The sequence below is a fragment of the Rhodococcus sp. I2R genome (assembly GCF_020889545.1).
Lineage (GTDB): Bacteria > Actinomycetota > Actinomycetes > Mycobacteriales > Mycobacteriaceae > Rhodococcoides.
On sequence record NZ_JAHUTG010000001.1, the window covers coordinates 223,591 to 240,562 of the forward strand.

General features: G+C 64.2%; 20 protein-coding genes. 2 read left to right on the forward strand and 18 right to left on the reverse strand.

Annotated features, from left to right (window positions below; translation table 11 throughout):
* Positions 1–80 precede the first annotated feature (80 nt).
* Complete coding sequence (locus tag KVY23_RS01015) at positions 81–566, forward strand: M23 family metallopeptidase (protein ID WP_230554957.1); 486 nt, start codon at positions 81–83, stop codon at positions 564–566.
* 34 nt (positions 567–600) lie between these two features.
* Here the strand turns inward: KVY23_RS01015 and KVY23_RS01020 are convergent, their stop codons facing one another.
* The 14 genes from KVY23_RS01020 to KVY23_RS01085 all read right to left on the reverse strand — a co-directional run bounded on the left by KVY23_RS01020 (position 601) and on the right by KVY23_RS01085 (position 13,812).
* Complete coding sequence (locus KVY23_RS01020; RefSeq protein WP_268994588.1) at positions 601–1,824, reverse strand: MinD/ParA family protein; 1,224 nt, start codon at positions 1,822–1,824, stop codon at positions 601–603.
* 266 nt (positions 1,825–2,090) lie between these two features.
* Positions 2,091–3,017: a tyrosine recombinase XerC gene (locus tag KVY23_RS01025; RefSeq protein ID WP_230554958.1), complete on the reverse strand. Its 927-nt coding sequence runs from the start codon at positions 3,015–3,017 to the stop codon at positions 2,091–2,093.
* A gap of 85 nt (positions 3,018–3,102) precedes the next feature.
* Positions 3,103–3,885 (reverse strand): siderophore-interacting protein, encoded by a 783-nt coding sequence (locus KVY23_RS01030; protein WP_206510845.1) that lies wholly within the window; start codon positions 3,883–3,885, stop codon positions 3,103–3,105.
* A gap of 125 nt (positions 3,886–4,010) precedes the next feature.
* Positions 4,011–5,138, reverse strand: coding sequence for a DNA-processing protein DprA (gene dprA / locus KVY23_RS01035; protein WP_230554959.1), 1,128 nt, complete (start codon positions 5,136–5,138; stop codon positions 4,011–4,013).
* The gene (locus tag KVY23_RS01040; protein ID WP_230554960.1) at positions 5,135–6,643 is read right to left on the reverse strand and encodes a YifB family Mg chelatase-like AAA ATPase; all 1,509 of its coding nucleotides are present in this window, start codon (positions 6,641–6,643) and stop codon (positions 5,135–5,137) included. Before KVY23_RS01040 ends, dprA begins: the two co-directional genes overlap by 4 nt.
* Positions 6,643–6,996 carry a YraN family protein gene (locus tag KVY23_RS01045; protein ID WP_075840118.1) on the reverse strand — a complete coding sequence of 118 codons (354 nt, stop codon included), beginning with the start codon at positions 6,994–6,996 and terminating at the stop codon, positions 6,643–6,645. The genes KVY23_RS01040 and KVY23_RS01045 overlap by 1 nt, the downstream gene beginning before the upstream one ends.
* Before the next feature lie 297 nt (positions 6,997–7,293).
* Positions 7,294–7,632: an Lsr2 family protein gene (locus KVY23_RS01050; RefSeq protein WP_075840119.1), complete on the reverse strand. Its 339-nt coding sequence runs from the start codon at positions 7,630–7,632 to the stop codon at positions 7,294–7,296.
* A gap of 196 nt (positions 7,633–7,828) precedes the next feature.
* Complete coding sequence (locus tag KVY23_RS01055) at positions 7,829–7,987, reverse strand: hypothetical protein (RefSeq protein WP_158050708.1); 159 nt, start codon at positions 7,985–7,987, stop codon at positions 7,829–7,831.
* A 9-nt stretch (positions 7,988–7,996) separates the two neighbouring features.
* Entirely contained in the window at positions 7,997–8,302 is a 306-nt protein-coding gene (locus tag KVY23_RS01060) for a DUF2469 domain-containing protein (protein ID WP_008717288.1), read from the reverse strand.
* Between the two features lie 40 nt (positions 8,303–8,342).
* On the reverse strand, positions 8,343–9,089 hold the full coding sequence (locus KVY23_RS01065) for a ribonuclease HII (protein WP_075840120.1): 747 nt from the start codon (positions 9,087–9,089) through the stop codon (positions 8,343–8,345).
* A gap of 21 nt (positions 9,090–9,110) precedes the next feature.
* On the reverse strand, positions 9,111–9,893 hold the full coding sequence (gene lepB, locus KVY23_RS01070) for a signal peptidase I (RefSeq protein WP_075840121.1): 783 nt from the start codon (positions 9,891–9,893) through the stop codon (positions 9,111–9,113).
* A gap of 146 nt (positions 9,894–10,039) precedes the next feature.
* On the reverse strand, positions 10,040–10,381 hold the full coding sequence (rplS, locus tag KVY23_RS01075) for a 50S ribosomal protein L19 (protein WP_075840232.1): 342 nt from the start codon (positions 10,379–10,381) through the stop codon (positions 10,040–10,042).
* Positions 10,382–10,525: 144 nt separating this feature from the next.
* Positions 10,526–11,377: a hypothetical protein gene (locus KVY23_RS01080; RefSeq protein ID WP_230554961.1), complete on the reverse strand. Its 852-nt coding sequence runs from the start codon at positions 11,375–11,377 to the stop codon at positions 10,526–10,528.
* A gap of 80 nt (positions 11,378–11,457) precedes the next feature.
* Positions 11,458–13,812 carry a Tex family protein gene (locus KVY23_RS01085; protein ID WP_230554962.1) on the reverse strand — a complete coding sequence of 785 codons (2,355 nt, stop codon included), beginning with the start codon at positions 13,810–13,812 and terminating at the stop codon, positions 11,458–11,460.
* Positions 13,813–13,875: 63 nt separating this feature from the next.
* On the opposite strand from KVY23_RS01085, the gene KVY23_RS01090 reads away from it, so the two are divergent.
* The gene (locus KVY23_RS01090; protein ID WP_230554963.1) at positions 13,876–14,838 is read left to right on the forward strand and encodes a class A beta-lactamase-related serine hydrolase; all 963 of its coding nucleotides are present in this window, start codon (positions 13,876–13,878) and stop codon (positions 14,836–14,838) included.
* Positions 14,839–14,857: 19 nt separating this feature from the next.
* Here KVY23_RS01090 and trmD read toward each other — a convergent pair whose 3' ends face one another.
* The 4 genes from trmD to rpsP are packed head-to-tail and all read right to left on the reverse strand — an operon-like array spanning position 14,858 to position 16,834.
* Complete coding sequence (gene trmD, locus KVY23_RS01095) at positions 14,858–15,538, reverse strand: tRNA (guanosine(37)-N1)-methyltransferase TrmD (protein WP_230554964.1); 681 nt, start codon at positions 15,536–15,538, stop codon at positions 14,858–14,860.
* Between the two features lie 2 nt (positions 15,539–15,540).
* On the reverse strand, positions 15,541–16,095 hold the full coding sequence (gene rimM / locus KVY23_RS01100; protein WP_230554965.1) for a ribosome maturation factor RimM: 555 nt from the start codon (positions 16,093–16,095) through the stop codon (positions 15,541–15,543).
* 5 nt (positions 16,096–16,100) lie between these two features.
* Positions 16,101–16,343 carry an RNA-binding protein gene (locus KVY23_RS01105; protein WP_230554966.1) on the reverse strand — a complete coding sequence of 81 codons (243 nt, stop codon included), beginning with the start codon at positions 16,341–16,343 and terminating at the stop codon, positions 16,101–16,103.
* Positions 16,340–16,834, reverse strand: coding sequence for a 30S ribosomal protein S16 (gene rpsP, locus KVY23_RS01110; RefSeq protein WP_230554967.1), 495 nt, complete (start codon positions 16,832–16,834; stop codon positions 16,340–16,342). Before rpsP ends, KVY23_RS01105 begins: the two co-directional genes overlap by 4 nt.
* Positions 16,835–16,972 lie beyond the last annotated feature (138 nt).

Genomic DNA, 16,972 nt, shown 5'->3' on the forward strand with positions numbered 1-16,972 from the left:
CTTGGGGATGAATGGTGCCGCTATCCACAATCGAGGTTCACCTCTGTCGCTGACGACCTCGCGAGGCAACGCTGTCAGTCATGAGAGCTCTGATTCTGCTTCTTGCCACGGTCGCGGTGATTGTGCACGCCGGCGGAGAGGTGCAGGCAGCGCCGTCGTTCGTATGGCCGCTCGATCCCCGCCCCACGGTCGTCAACCCATTCGATCCACCCGAGCACGACTGGCTGCCCGGCCACCGAGGCGTGGACGTTGCCGGGCGCGACGGCCAAGAGGTTCGCGCGGTCGGCGAGGGACTGGTGGTCTTCGCCGGCACCATCGCAGGCAAGCCGGTGGTGTCGGTGGATCATTCCAACGGGCTGCGCAGCACCTACGAACCCGTTGTCGCGACGGTCTCGGCCGGCGAGCGAGTTCGTACGGGCGAACGCATCGGCCAGCTGGTCGCGGGCCACTCCGGCTGCGCGGACGCGTGCCTGCACTGGGGGGTGCGCCGTAGCCGCGTCTATCTCAACCCGCTGGCGCTGGTCGATGCCATGACAATCCGGCTCAAACCGCTCGGGCCCCGGTAGCCGCGTAAAGAGCGGCCGTGGATTCTCTCGAACGCTATCGCCAGCCAGGTCCTGAATGCCGACCGGATGCCGCCGGGAAATCGTCGGCCACCATCGCGGCGAGTTCAACGAACGCCGCCCGCGTCTGCGGCCGGAGAAGTTCGAGATCCACAACGGCGCCCTCCGCCAGATGCTCGTCGAACGGAACAACCAATACCGCTCTGCAACGTTCGAGAAAGTGCTGAGTCAGCAGATTCATGTCGACCGCCGACGAACCTGGCCGAACCGAACTGATGACAACCACCGTGCGTTCGACGAGGTGCCCGTAACCGTGCAGCTGCAACCAATCCAGGGTGGCCGCAGCCGAGCGTGCACCGTCGACAGCCGGTGACGACACCAGAACCAGCGCATTCGCGAGTTGGAGCACTCCGTTCATCGCCGAGTGCATGATGCCGGTGCCGCAGTCGGTGAGTATGAGGTTGTAGTACACCTGCAACATCTCGATGACCGAGCGGTAGTCCTGTTCACCGAACATCTCGGATGCAGCCGGATCACGCTCTCCGGCAAGCACTTCCAAACGACTCGGAGCCTGCGAAGTATGCACTCGAATGTCGGAATAGCGCCGGATATTCGGCGCATCGGCCAACAGATCACGAACGGTCGACGATGTCTGGCGCGGGACCCGTTCACCGAGAGTGCCGAAATCAGGGTTGGCGTCGACAGCGATGACACAGTCCCCGCGCAGCGAAGCGAACGTGGAACCTAGCCCCAGTGTCGTGGTGGTCTTGCCCACACCACCTTTGAGCGACAGAAATGCAATGCGGTAATCACCGAGTACCGGCTGACGGATGCGTTCGACCTGATTGCGGTAGCGCTCCTCGGCCGTGGACTCGCCGGGATTGATCACGCCGCCGGTGAGTCGGTGCACGCCGCGTCGCCACCCCGACGTAGAGGCGCGTTTGGGTCGACGCAACAGACTGTCCGAAGCTAGGTCGGAACTGGTGGGCTGATAACGCGGGTTGTGTATCGGGTCCAGAAACGCAGGCTCGGGTGCGAACTGTCCGTGTCCCGATAGGTTGACCGCCTCGGGGCCCCGACGATTCGACGGAGCCTGCTGCCCGTCCGATTGTTGCCGCTCCGGCACAGAGGCCCAGGGCGGCGTCCATTCCTCGGCGCGCGCGGACGCAGTCGACTCGGAGGGAGCGGAGTATCGCGGCGGTGGCTGCCGGTCCGCTGGACGAGGCGACTGCCACGGCGGTGACTGCCTATCACCGTTCATGGACCCTCCTCCCGGGCGAAGCGGCTCGACACGTACTGGCTCGATTGGTGCCGAGCCGGGCTGCGAGGCCCGGCTCGAACTCTGTTGTGCACGGATCGACCACGCAGCGGCTGAGCCTCGTGGCTGGTCGCGGTCCACGGTCCCCCCGTATCCGGATTCTGGCGTTGATTCTCGGGCTTCGACTTTCTCCGGACCGACAATACTTCGCATGCGGTTTGTTTCGCCACGACGCTACCAAACGATGGTCTGCTCGGATGTGTCATCGCTCACGCTCGGGGATGTGCGCGGTCGTGGACTGCACGCAGCCGGTCCACTGACACGTGGGTGTAGATCTGCGTCGTTGCGAGCGATGAATGACCCAATAGCTCCTGCACGACGCGAAGATCGGCGCCACCTTCGAGCAAGTGGGTCGCGGCGGAATGCCGCAGTCCGTGCGGGCCCATGTCCGGAGCACCGGGTACAGCGGCGAGCGCATCGTGCACGGCGGTCCGGGCTTGTCTCGGGTCGATCCGCCCACCCCGCCGGCCCAGCAGGAGCGCAGGGCCCGATCGATCGGTCGCCAGTTCCGGACGGCCGTGTGCAATCCATGCGTTCAGGGCCGAGACGGCCGGGCCCCCGAACGGCGTCGATCGTTCCTTGTCGCCTTTGCCCGTGACGCGCAGAACCCGACGATCTCGATCGACATCGTCGAGGTCCAGGCCGCACAACTCGCCCACTCGGATCCCGGTTGCGTAAAGCAGTTCGACGATCAACCGATCACGCAGTGCTATCGGCTCGAGTTCCCTTGCCCCCACTTCAGCCCACGTCAGAGCTTCCGCAGCCTGATATTGCTTGAGCACGGACGGCAGCGACCGCCGCGCGGAGGGCCCCACCAGACGCAGCGCCGGATCTCGCTCGACTCGGCCGGTCCGGGTGAGCCAGGCGGTGAACGCTCGCGCCGACGACGTTCGACGCGCCATCGACGTCCGTGCCGAACCATCCCGCGCCTGCTGCGCCAGCCAAGAGCGGAGTATCCGAAGGTCTAGTGCGTCGAGAGAGTCTGCCTCGGTGGCTCCGACGTAGTGCACGAGCAACGACTCGGCGTCCTTGACGTATGCGCGGACCGTGTTGACCGAACGCGACCGGCCCAGCGTGAGGTACTCCGAGTACTCCTCGAGATGCACCGTCAGCGTGGGTGGCAGCGTATCGGTCACGGATGTCAGCCTTGCCTGCCATGGCGTCCCGAGCAACCGGGCGCGCCGACACGGAACGGGTCCGCTGCCGACGCGGGCGGCTTGCTCACGCTTGGACGCTTTCCTCGGCCTGGGCGAGCTCTCGCTTCCATACCCGGAAGCCCTCCTCTGTCCGCCCTCTGCGCCAGTAACCGGAAATCGATGCCCACTCGGCACCGATGCCGCGCTCCTTGCGGATGTAGCGCCGAAGATTGTGCATCACCGCTTGGGCTTCGCCGTGGATGAAGACCTGTGCCTGGCCGGGCAACCACTCTGTGGCTCTGACGGCCTCGATCAGCGGGGCATTGTCGCCCGCCCTGTCGTCGCCGACCTCGTTCGACCCCGCACCGCGGTGGACCCATGTGACATCCACCAGGGCGAGAGTCTCCATGTAGATCTCGTCCTTGCGGTCGGCGACCTCGACGAAGACCTTGGCGATGGCGTCCTCGGGGAGCGCTTCGACGGCTGCACTGATCGCCGGAATGGCCGATTCGTCGCCGGCGAAGAGGTGCCAGTCGGCGTCCGATCGGGGCGAATACGCCCCGTTCGGGCCGTAGAAGTCAATTCTGTCTCCGGTCACCGCGTTCGCCGCCCACGGTCCGGCGATGCCTTCGTCACCGTGCACCACGAAATCGATCGCGATCTCGCGGGCGTCCGGATCCACCGACCTGACGGTGTAGGTTCGCACAACTTCCTCGCCCTCCGACCCGAAGATCAGCTTCACGTAGGAATCTGTGAAGTTCGCCGGTTCGAAATTTTCGAATCCGGGATCGCCGAGGTACACCCGCTGCATGTGCGGTGTCAGAGCCTCGGTGCGTAGAACCGTCAGCGTCGTTCTGCGTCGTGCCACGTCGGTCAGCCTTCCCAAGCTGTCGGAGCTGTCTTGATCGCTCAGCGAATAAGTGTTACCTAACCAGGCTACCGCCAAGGGTTGTTCTGCAGTTCGTTCCGCCTGTGTGCAGTTGGCGCCCATGTTCATGCCCGGGCCACTCGATACCATCCTGTCTCGTCGCTCGCGACGAATCCTTCGAGCTCGAGCAGTGGCAGCACCGAGCGGACCTTCTCCACCGGTATCGCTGCCTGCTCGGACAATTCCCGGGGAGAGCGTGTACCCGAAGCTGGAAGTGCCTCGTAGACGAGCAGCGCATTCTCCGACAGTGCATCGATATCGCGGAACATCGACGGCCGCCCTTCGCCGACGGCGCCCACCGGGCCTGCCTCGGCGACCACGTCGTGAGCGTCGGCGACCAGACGAGCCTCCCCCTCGCGAATCATGCGGTGGCACCCCTTGGACGAGGCCGACGTGACGGGGCCGGGAACGGCGAGCACCGGTCGACCGAGTTTGTGTGCCCACGCAGCAGTGTTTCGCGCACCACTTCGCCACCCCGCCTCCACCACCACCACTGCGGAACCGAAGGCAGCAACTACTCGGTTGCGCGCGAGAAAGCGATGCTTTGCGGGCGGCGTTCCTGGGGCGTACTCGCTCACGACAGCACCACTGCCGGCGATCCGCTGCAGTAGCCGCGCGTGTCCCGACGGGTAGGCCCGATCGACTCCGCAGGCCAACACCGCCATCGTGCGGGCACCGACGCCGAGTGCTGCACGATGTGCAGCTGCGTCTATCCCGAATGCTGCACCCGATATCACCGTCCACCCGTCGATGGCCAGGTCGCCGGCGATCTCCGCGGTCACGTGTTCGCCGTAGGCGCTCGCCGCGCGAGTTCCGACGATGGCGACTGCCCGTTCCAGCAACTCCGTAAGCGGTGTACCGCCGAGAACCCACAATGCCAACGGTGCGCACTGGTCCGCCCCGTCCGACATACCTGCACCGTCGAACGAAAGAAGTTGCCACACCGGCCATTCCTCGTCATCGGGAGTGACGAGACGCCCACCGAGTGAGGTGATCACTTCGAGATCCGCCGCGGCCGTGTCGATATGCGAGCGCACGAGCAGTCTGTCACCGAGCTCACCACCGGCCACGGCTGCGCACGTTTCCTCCGGCCCAGCCTTCTCCGCATAGTCCGCCAACGCGCGGTGGGGTCCCTGCGCAACGCGAGAGAGATATGCCCATGCCAGCCGCCGAGGATCTTCTGCGCTACTCACATCGTCCCCTTGTCGCGAAAGTCCAGCGCGGCTCCGACCTCGTCGAGCCCGGGTACCACGCCCCCGGCCAGGTCGGCCAGGGTCCAGGAAACGCGCAGCGCTCTGTCTGCGCCGCGCGCGGTGATCGCACCATTGCGGAGCGCGCGCTCGAGAGGACGTAGTGCTGCACTCGAGAGTCGAAACGTCTGGCGCAACGCCGGTCCTGGAACTTCGGCATTGGTCCGCCACCCGTATTCCCGCCAGCGTTCGGCTGCGGCGTCACGGGCACCGGTGACTCGTGCCCGCACGCGTTCGGTGGTCTCGCCGACCTCGTCCGTCAGGGCGCCGGTGGCGGGCGGCGGCATCGCGATCCGCAGATCCACTCGATCGAGCAACGGACCGGACAACCGGCCCAGGTACTTGCGGCGAACAGTTGGGGCACATACACAATCGACATTTCGGGCCGGTGCGCACGGGCAGGGGTTGGCGGCCAGAATCAGCTGGAATCGTGCCGGGTAGCGGGCCACACCGTCTCGACGCGCTATTCGGATCTCTCCGTCCTCGAGCGGGGTTCGCAACGCCTCCAGCACCTTCTGGCTCATTTCCGCGCATTCGTCCAGGAACAACACACCGCGGTGTGCCCGACTCACCGCCCCCGGCTTCGCCATTCCCGTACCACCGCCGACCATCGCGCTGACCGTGGTGGAATGATGCGGGGCAATGAACGGCGGCGACGAGATCAGCGGACGATCACCGGTCAACGTACCGGCGACGGAGTGAATTGCCGTCACTTCCAACGACTCTTCCTCAGTCAACGGCGGCAGAATTCCGGGAAGTCGCTGCGCCAACATCGTTTTGCCGATTCCCGGCGGCCCAGTCAGCATGACGTGATGCGCACCCGCCGCGGCAACCTCGAGCGCCCAGCGCGCCTCGGATTGCCCCACCACATCACGCATGTCCGGGTACGACTCGTCCTGCTGCCTTGACGCCGGGAGCGGATGACTCAGCAGCACTTCCCCCTGTAGCCAGGCCACGACCTCCTTCAGCGAAGTCGCACCCAATACCTCGACGCCTTCCACCAGACCGGCCTCGGCCAGGCCCGTCATCGGAACCACCACCGAAGTCCATCCCGCGCGTTTGCCTGCCAGAACCGCAGGCAGCACGCCGCGCACGCCGCGGATGCGACCGTCGAGCGCCAGTTCACCCAGAAAGAGCGTCTTCTCCAGCGACCTGCGTGGAATCTGCTTGTCTGCGTCCAGCACCGACAACGCGAGGGCCAGATCGTAGACCGAGCCGACTTTCGGCAGTGTTGCCGGTGACAGCGCAAGAATCACCCTCGAATCCGGCCATCGCCGGCCCGAGTTCGTCACCGCCGCCTTCACGCGATCACGAGACTCGTGCAATGCGGTATCCGGCAAGCCCACCAGATGCACGCCGGGCAGTCCGCGGCCGATATCGGCCTCTATCTCGACCACTTGGCCGTCGACCCCGCTGACAGCGACGGAGAACGCACGCCCCAGTGCCATCAGAAGACCCCGCGCAGGTGCGAGACCACCGGATCACCGTCACGCGTCATCAGGATTGCGACCACGTCGAACCTCAGCTGGACCCACGGGCTACCTCGTTCGTCGAGCCATGCCAGCGCCAAACGCCGGATCCTCAACTGCTTGGCGTAGGTCACCGATTCGGCGGGAGTCCCGTACCCGATGCCCGACCGGGTCTTCACCTCGACGAAAACCATGACATCTCCGTCGCGGGCGACGATATCGAGCTCCCCGTATCTGCAGCGCCAATTACGGTCGATGATTTCCATACCGCCGTCGACCAGATGCAGCGCGGCCAAAGCTTCCCCGCGCGCCCCCAACTTCGAATTCGACACCGTCTCCCCCTGTGGTCATCGGATCGCCGAATGGCCAACCGATGTCCCGACGATGCCGCAGGACGTCATTGCACCCGTCGCAAAATCCAGGTCGCAGATCGCCCTGTGGACAAACGCGCTCCCTGTGGATAACCCGACCGCCGCACCACCCCGACGACGCGCCATGTCGGTGCCACCTGCTAGTGCCGGACCGTCTTTCGGGCGCATCTGCGCAACGAAATATGCCCCCGCCGAATCCGGCAGGGGCATATTTCGATGGAACGAACCAAACGGCTCCGCGTCAGTGTGCGGTCCGCCTCAGTGCGCAGCGTCGTACGCGGATTGCACGTCCTGGCTGATCCGTCCGCGCGCACTGACCTCGTAACCGTTCTCACGAGCCCACGTGCGAATATCCTGCAGATCGGTCTTTCCGCGTGACGATCCGGCCGGGCTCTTGCGTGCACGACGCCCCGACACCTTTTCGGCATGCTCGATCCAGAAAGCCAGTTGCTCGTGCAATTCGTTTGCGTGCTTCAGATTCAGATCGATGCGGTACTGGTTTCCATCGATAGCGAATTCGATGGTTTCTCCCTGGCCCTCTTTGATGACGGAACCATCCACATCATCGATCATTTGGACGAGAGTCTTACGCGCCATGGCCGAACCTCTAACGGTGAAGGGATAAACTTATCGAGACTTTTGTACCACCCCGGGACCGTCGACTACAAAGAATCAACGGAATACACAGCTTTGTTTCAGGAATTCAGACAAATTGTTTGCACACCGAACAGCGGAACTGAAACCGTAATGCGTTGCAGCACAGACAACCTGAACCGCAATTGCCGCTCGCGAGTCAAGAACGAAGAATCTGCCACACCACCTGGCCGAGGACCAGGCATATCGCGGCGGCACCGATCAGCTGCGCACATATGACCAGGGTGGTTCGCGAACGCCGGCGACCGAGCAGATAGACCGCACCTGCAATCAGCATCAGCCATACGAGGATCGACACCGGCCTGCGCTACTCGGGCAGTCGAAGGTCGGGCTTGTCCAGTTCTTCGATGTTGACATCCTTGAACGTGATCACGCGTACGTGTTTCACAAAACGGGCCGGACGGTACATATCCCACACCCACGAGTCGGACATACGCAGCTCGAAGTAGATTTCGCCGTCCGCATTGTGCGGAATGAGTTCGACAGAGTTCGCGAGATAGAACCGCCGTTCGGTCTCCACGACGTAGTTGAACTGACCGACGATGTCCCGGTACTCCCGGTACAGCGAGAGTTCCATCTCGGTTTCGTACTTTTCGAGATCCTCGGCACTCATCGGTTTTTTCTCATCCTCCGGTTGCTGTTACGAACCGCAATCATCGCGCACTCCGATCGTCGCAGTCCATTCGGCCCAGCATCGAGACCACCGCATCGGCCTCGCCCGATGCTGCCGCCGAGACATTCGCGTACGACATTCGATGCTCGGAACACGGACCCAGCCGCAACATCGCCTCGGCATGAGCTCGCGTGCTGTAGCCCTTGTGCACCGCGAAACCATAGCCGGGTATCCGCGCGTCCATCTCCACCATCACTCGGTCCCTGGACACTTTCGCAAGCACGCTTGCCGCGGCGATGCACGCCGCTGTTGCGTCGCCGCCGATCACGGGCAAAGACGGGGCAGGCAGACCGGGTACCCGAAATCCGTCTGTCAGCACATAGCCGGGCATCGCGCCCAGGCCCGCTACCGCGCGCCGCATTCCCTCGATATTCGCCACGTGCACACCGATGCGATCGATCTCCTCGGCCTCGATGAACACCACGCTCCAGGCGAGCGCAAGCTTCTGGATCTTCGGGAAGAGTTCTTCTCGACGCTTGTGCGTCAGCTTCTTGGAATCGTCGAGTTCCGCCAACGACGCGTACGGCTTGGGACCGAGAATGCACGCCGCGACGGTGAGCGGTCCGGCGCATGCACCCCGGCCGGCCTCGTCCACGCCTGCTACCGGTCCGAGCCCATTGCGATCGAGCGCGGACTCCATGGTCCGCAGGCCCCCGGATCTGCGGATGATCGGACGTGGCGGCCACGGCGGGCGTTGGCGAGAGCGGCTCGTTCTGGTGTCAGCCATCGAAACTTCGGCCTTCGGTCCTCACTTGCCCTGGATGTCCGGAGAGTCGAGGGTTCCCCAACGCGACGGGGGCAGTGCGATCATGAAGGCTTTGCCGATGACATTGTCGACCGGGACGGTTCCCATCAGCTCATCGGAGACGTGAAAGCGTGAATCGGCGGAATTGCTCCTGTTGTCGCCCATGACCCACAGATTTCCTTCGGGAACAGTCACGGCCGGGAAGCAGCGGCCCGATTTCAGCTCGGTGTCGCATGTGAGTTCTCCGGGCACGAACGGGAAGTCCATCTGCACGTACGGTTCGTCGAGGGGTTGGCCGTCCACGAGAACGCGTCCTTGGTCGTCGCAGCACTCGACGGTCTGACCGCCGGTTGCGATGACGCGCTTGACCAGATCGTTCTCGTCCGGCGCAACGATCCCGATGACCGACCCCACCTCCTGGGCGCCGCGAACGATCGTGTTCGACGAACGGGTGGACACGAAATCGCTGTTCCATGAATCCGGACCGCGAAAGACCACGACGTCTCCGGGTTGCGGGTCCCCGAATCGGTAGCCGATCTTCTCGACGACTATTCGATCACCGGTGCAGCCGACGCAACCGTGCAGCGTTGGTTCCATCGATTCCGATGGGATGAGGTAGACACGCGCGATGAACGTCTGCAGCACGAAGCTCAGGACGAGGGCGACGAGAATCAGGATCGGCAGCTCACGCCAGAAGGATCGCTGTTTCTTCCCGCGATGCGTGTTCTCCGAGTTCTCGCTCGGCGAGCTGTTCGGGCCGTGAGGATCCTGCGGGGAATCTGACACCGCACCAGATTAACCGCATCGGCGACGAGCCATGGACGGAGCGTCGACACGACGCGCCGCGGCAGGCTGGGCACCATGACACACGAAAAGCGCCGTACCGCCTTGCGAGGCGATACGGCGCTGGTCGAACCACTGAATATGTGCAGTCAGCGCTTTTCTTTGATCTTCGCGGCCTTGCCACGGAGGTCGCGCAGGTAGTACAGCTTCGCGCGACGAACGTCGCCGCGTGTGAGTACCTCGAGCTGCGCAATGTTCGGGCTGTGAACCGGGAAGGTTCGCTCGACGCCGACGCCGAACGACACCTTACGAACGGTGAACGTCTCGCGGACGCCACCACCCTGGCGACGGATGACGACGCCCTTGAAGATCTGCACGCGCTCCTTCGAGCCTTCGATAACCTTGACGTGCACGTTGAGCGTGTCGCCGGGACGGAAGTCGGGAACGTCGCTGCGCAGCGACTGCTTGTCCAAGAAGTCCAAAGTGTTCATGTGGTGGGGCCATCCTTGCGTTCTTCGCACGAGTAGAGGAACCGAGCGGCGCCGCGGATTCGCGGCACTCGGACTGGTTCGTACTCCGATCAGGTGTGTGCCCGGAACAGGCAACCCCACCATTGTGCCAGATTGGGGGCGCGGTTACGAAATCACGCGTGCTCGCTGCCTCGAAGGCAACGGCGCCGGAGCAGCCTGCACGGTCCGATCGAGCTCGTTCTCCGTTGCGGCGACGGCACGGTCGATATCCGGCTTGCCCGCGATCAGATCCTGCAGGTAGATCTTCGCGCCGACAACCGGCCGCCGTAGATTCCGCTCGCGCTGCAGCGCCCGGTACATCTTCTTCGGCCGTTTCGTGTATCTCCACCTCGCCCACGGCGCACCCGGCCTGCTCAACCGCACCGCGCCGACGACGAGCAGCGGACCCACGAAGAGCCCGAGCAACCCCGTCCATATCTTCCCTTTGAGTACGACGACCGCGCACAGCCCGAGATGGGCGAGCGCGAGAGCGAGGTAGCCGAAGCGGATGAGCGGTTCGGGGTCTCGACGCATGTCGGTGACTTCGAGCAGCTCGAGCGGATGGAAGCCGAGAAGAAGCAGTCCGGTCCCGGCGACCGCAACGAACACGGCATCCACCGACGCTCGCCCCTGTTCCGACCAGTAGACATCTTCGAGGTAGAAGATCAGCGCGAACTCGTCGAGTACCAACGCGGCCCCGACGCCGAACAGCGCAGCGAGTACCGCCGCCGTCTCGCGGGTTGCGTCCTCGAACACGGCGATGAGCGCAACGCCTGCCACGAGCATCAGGACGACGCCGAACACGACGTGGTGCACGTGATGCCCACCCGGGGTGATGTTGCCGGGCCACCACGAAACCTGCGCCCTGATCATCCTGACGCTCAGGCGAATCAGGACGAAACCGGCGAGAAATCCCAACAGGAAGCACAGCAGTGGTAGCCGTCCTTGCGAAATGATCTCGCGGTTGAACCAGTCCACTTCGGCCCGCCACCCTTCCTCGGCCAAGATTCGCCCGAATCGCTAGCGATTACTTGCTCATCTTGCCCGAGGCCGTGGGTCTACTTCCCGAATCCGGCCTTTCGGAGTGCATCGGCCATCGAGCCGCCCGCAGGCGTGCTTGCCTGACGGCCACCGCGACTGTCCCGACGCTCGGACTGTCGGCGGCGATCCTCGCCACCGCGTCCGGCACCGGCGTCGGGCCTGCTGCCCCGCGGGCCGCCGCCGGACACCGCCGCATCACGTGGTTTGCCCTTCGTGGTGGAGCCGGGTTCGTCGTCGAGTCGCAGACTGAGGCCGATTCGCTGGCGGGGGATATCGACCTCCATGACCTTGACCTTGACGACGTCGCCGGACTTGACGACCTCACGAGGATCCTTGACGAAGCTGTGCGACATGGCGGAGACGTGGACGAGCCCGTCTTGGTGCACGCCGACGTCGACGAATGCGCCGAAGGCCGCGACATTGGTGACCACACCCTCGAGTGTCATGCCCGGCTCGAGGTCGGCGACCTTCTCGATTCCCGCGGCGAATGTCGCCGTCTTGAACTCGGGACGTGGGTCCCGGCCGGGCTTGTCGAGCTCGGCGATGATGTCGGTCACCGTCGGGATCCCGAAGCGCTCGTCGGCGAACTGCTTCGGATTCAAGGTACTGAGCAGGGCACTGTTTCCGATCACTTCGCGTACACCTACACCGGCGGAGTCGACGATCCGGCGAACCACCGGGTACGCCTCCGGATGCACGCTGGACCGGTCGAGTGGGTCGGCACCGCCTGAGATCCGGAGGAACCCCGCACACTGTTCGAATGCCTTGGGGCCGAGGCGGGCGACATCCTTGAGCTCGGACCGGCTACCGAACGGCCCATGCTGGTCGCGATGCGAGACGATGCTCTCGGCGAGCGATCCGGCAATTCCCGACACCCTCGCCAGCAGCGGTACCGAAGCGGTGTTGACGTCGACGCCGACCGCGTTCACCGCGTCCTCGACCACGGCACCGAGCGAACGTGCGAGCAGCGATTCCGATATGTCGTGCTGATACTGGCCGACGCCGATCGACTTCGGATCGATCTTGACCAGTTCCGCGAGCGGGTCCTGGAGACGCCTGGCGATGGAGACGGCACCGCGAATCGACACGTCGAGTTCGGGTAGTTCGCTCGATGCATACGCCGAAGCCGAATACACGGACGCGCCGGCCTCGGAGACGACGATCTTGGTCAGTCCAGCTGCGGGGTACTTGGCGATCAACTCCGCTGCGAGCGAATCGGTTTCCCGGGAGGCCGTGCCGTTGCCGATGGCGATGAGCTGAACAGAGTGTTTGGCAGCAAGGGCCGCAAGGGTTGCGAGGGCCTGATCCCACTTGCCCTGCGGCTTGTGCGGATAGATGGTGTCGTAGTCGACGACCTTTCCGGTCGAATCGACGACGGCCACCTTGGTGCCGGTGCGAAAGCCGGGGTCCAGGCCCATGGTGGCTCTGTTGCCGGCGGGCGCCGCGAGCAACAGATCCTTCAGATTCGTGGCGAACACGTCGACAGCGTCCTTCTCGGCGGACTGCCGCAGCCGCATTCGAACATCGATAGCCATCGTGACCATGAGTTTGGTACGCCACGCCCACCTGACGGTATCGAGCAGCCAGCGGTCCGCGGGGCGACCACGGTCGGCGATGTCGAACTTGGTGGCGATACGACCCTCGTACACCGTCGGCACCCCCCGAGGCGTTTCCTCCTGGTCGGGCTCGAGGCCGAGTGAAAGGACATCCTCCTTCTCGCCACGGAATGCAGCCAGAATGCGGTGCGACGGGAGCGAGGTGAACGGCTCCGAGAACTCGAAGTAGTCGGCGAACTTGGCCCCCTCGTCCTCCTTGCCCTTCCGAACGGTCGAGGTCAGCCGTCCACGCGTCCACATCAGTTCGCGCAGTTCACCGACGAGGTCCGGATCCTCGGCGAACCTTTCCACCAGGATGGCGCGCGCCCCGTCGAGTTGCTCGCTGTCGAAACTCGCGGGGTCGGTGGACGGATCTGAGATGAGCGCGTCGGCGACGGGTTCATGTCCGGCCTCACGGGCGATCTGCGCTTTGGTGCGCCGCTTGGGCTTGAACGGGAGATAGATGTCCTCGACGCGCGCCTTTGTCTCGGCGAGCATCAGGGACTGCTCCAGCGCCTCGTCCAGCTTGCCCTGCGACCGAATCGACTCGATCACCGCATCGCGTCGCTCGTCGAGCTCGCGCAGGTACCGCAGGCGTTCCTCGAGTTGACGCAGCTGCGCGTCGTCGAGCATGCCGGTGACTTCCTTGCGATACCGGGCGATGAACGGGACGGTGGAACCTCCGTCCAAGAGGTCCACGGCCGCGGCCACCTGACCCTCACGAACGTCGAGTTCCTCGGCTATGCGCTTGTTCACAGTTTTCAGAGCAATCGTCACGGCGCACGACCCTACAGCTACCCTGGGACAGGTAGTTCAGGGACCAGTGTGGGAGACCTACAGATGTCCAGGCCGCTCAAGGTTTTGGCTGTTTCGAGCGCGGCCTTGGTCGTGTCTGTTGGGCTGCTGATTCAATCGGGGTGTTCCATCCCCGAGGAGTCACCGGCTTCCAAGTCGACGACTTCGACCGTGTCCTCACCCTTCCCTGATATCGAGACCGTCGACGGCCTCGCTCTCGAAGCACGTATACCCGAGGCACTCTCGTCCGCAGCTGGGCGCGGAGCGGATGTTCGCTTCGCGCTTCTGGACCGCCGGACCGGCGCATACTTCGCCAGTGGCGATACCGATCAGCTCGAAACAGCTTCTGTATCGAAGCTCTTCATCGTCGATGATGTGCTGCGTGGGGCCGAGCTGACGCAGACCTCGGTGGCCGCGGACGACCTCGCGTCGATCACGACGATGCTGACTTCCTCGGACGACAGCGCGGCGACCTACCTCTGGTCGAAGTACGGCGGAAGTGACATCGTCGAACGCGTCGCCCAGCGGTACGGGCTGGCGTTCACCACAGCTCCGTGGGATGGGCAGTGGTGGAACACAACCACATCGGCCGGCGACATCGTGGCGTACTACAACAGACTGCTCGACGGCAGAGGCGGCTTATCGCCCGCATCGACAGCAGTGATGCTCGGATTGCTGCGCGAGTCCGCGCCGGTGGCGACGGACGGGTATCTACAACACTTCGGAATTGTGGACGGTCTTCCCAGCGAAGCGATTCGCGCGGTCAAGCAGGGGTGGATGTGCTGCATCGTGGGCCGTTGGCTCCACCTCTCGACCGGCACGGTGGGTGTCGACAACAGATACGTGATCGCGATTCTGTCACGCGAAGAGATCCAATACGACGATGGCGTCGAGCGATATCCGGACACCTCGGTCTTCGACGTCAGCGATGACAGCAGCGCCCGCCACGCAAGGGACACGGTAACCGGCTTCGTGAACATGCTCTTTCCCGACGGACGCATCGACTAGCGGGTCCGCAGAAGGGCGACTAGCCGTTGAGCAGATCGGGACGACGTTCGGCTGTACGCCGCATACCTTGTTCTCGGCGCCAGGCAGCGATCCGTCCGTGATCGCCCGAGAGCAACACCTCCGGTACGTCGAGCCCGCGCCAACTCACCGGTCGCGTATAGCTGGGGCCTTCGAGAACGCCATCGGAGAACGAATCCTCCTCGTGCGATCTCTGGTTGCCCAGAACACCGGGCAGCAAGCGAACGACTGCCTCGGTCATCACCAGCACCGCGGCCTCACCGCCGATCAGCACGTAATCACCGATGCTGACTTCTTCGACTCGTACTCGTCTCGCTGCGTCGTCGAACACGCGCTGGTCGATTCCCTCATATCGCCCGCACGCGAACACCAAATGCCGTTCCTGCGACCAGCGCTCGGCAGTGCGCTGCGTGAACGGCACTCCGGCGGGAGTGGGTACCACCAGAACCGACTCGTCGGTGAGAACGTCGTCGAGGGCATCGCCCCATACCGTCGGCTTCATGACCATCCCAGGCCCGCCGCCGTACGGAGAATCGTCCACTGCCTTGTGTACATCGTGAGTCCAGGACCGCAGGTCGTGCACACCCACTCTCACGAGACCTCGGTCGATTGCCCTGCCGAGCAGGGCCGTGCGAAGTGGTGCGAGGTACTCGGGAAAAATCGTGATGACGTCGAGGTTCACTGCTACTCCGGGTCCAGCAGACCTTCGGGCGGATCGATCTCGACCACTCCGTCGGCCGGCGACACCGACGTGACGATCGCGGCCACGAACGGAATCAGAATCTCGGTTCGGCTACCGTCGGCCGGGCGGACGGAGAGCAACTCCCCCGCTGCCGAGTGGAGTACCTCGTGAACGGTTCCGACGACGGTGCCGTCGGACAGCCGGACGGAGAGACCTTCGAGTTCGTGATCGTAGAACTCGTCCGGGTCATCGGACGGGGACAGATCGGCCGAGTCGACGAGGAACAGTGTTCCGCGTAGCGCGTCGGCCGCACCTCTGTCCTCGATGCCACGCAAACGCAGCAGAAGCCGCCCGGAGTGCTCCCGGGCGGCTTCCACCGTATAAGCGATCGTGTCGGTACGGGCCTTTTCCTGGCGCGAAGCCTGACGCGGGGACTTTCGTCCACGCAGCACCGATCCGACGGCGAACCGATCCTCGGGCTCGTCGGTGCGAACGTCTACGACCACTTCACCTTTGATGCCGTGCGACTTGGCAACACGACCGATCACAAGCTCCATCGGTGCTATCGATCGGTATCGACGACATCGACGCGAATGCCGCGTCCGCCGATTCCGGAGACGAGCGTCCGCAGCGCCGTGGCCGTGCGTCCACCGCGGCCGATGACCCTACCGAGATCGTCGGGGTGCACGTGTACCTCGACGGTGCGTCCGCGACGGCCGGTGCTCATCTCGACGCGGACGGCGTCAGGATTGGCGACGATGCCGCGAACAAGGTGTTCGACGGCATCGGCGACAACGGCACTCACTTCTCAGTAGCCTCGGCGGCCGGCGCCTCGGCCGTTTCGGTTGCAGCTGCATCATCAGACTTGGGAGCGTCAGCCTTGGGGGCGTCGGCCTCGTCGGCCTTGGCCGACTTCTTCTTCTTGGCGGTGGTGGCGTCGCCGAGTGGCTCGGCATCGGCCTGAGCCAGCGCAGCGTTGAACAGATCCAGCTTGGACGGCTTGGGCTCGGCCACGCGGAGGGTGCCCTCGGTGCCGGGGAGTCCCTTGAACTTCTGCCAGTCACCGGTGATCTTGAGCAAAGCCTCGACGGGCTCGGTCGGCTGCGCGCCGACACCCAGCCAGTACTGCGCACGCTCGGAATCGATGTCGATGATGCTCGGATCCTGCTTGGGCTCGTACTTGCCGATGGTCTCGATTGCGCGGCCGTTGCGGCGGGTGCGCGAATCGGAGATCACTACGCGGTAGTGGGGGGTGCGGATCTTGCCGATACGCATGAGCTTGATCTTGACAGCCATGAAGAATAGAGCCTTTCGAGTGGTCACGGCGCAATTCGGCGGTGCGCATGGGGTGCGCACCCGGTTTTGCGTTGATGGGTGTTGTGACCGCCGTTCGGTACGTAACCGGTGGACGGGCGAACAGCAGCCTATTGTGCC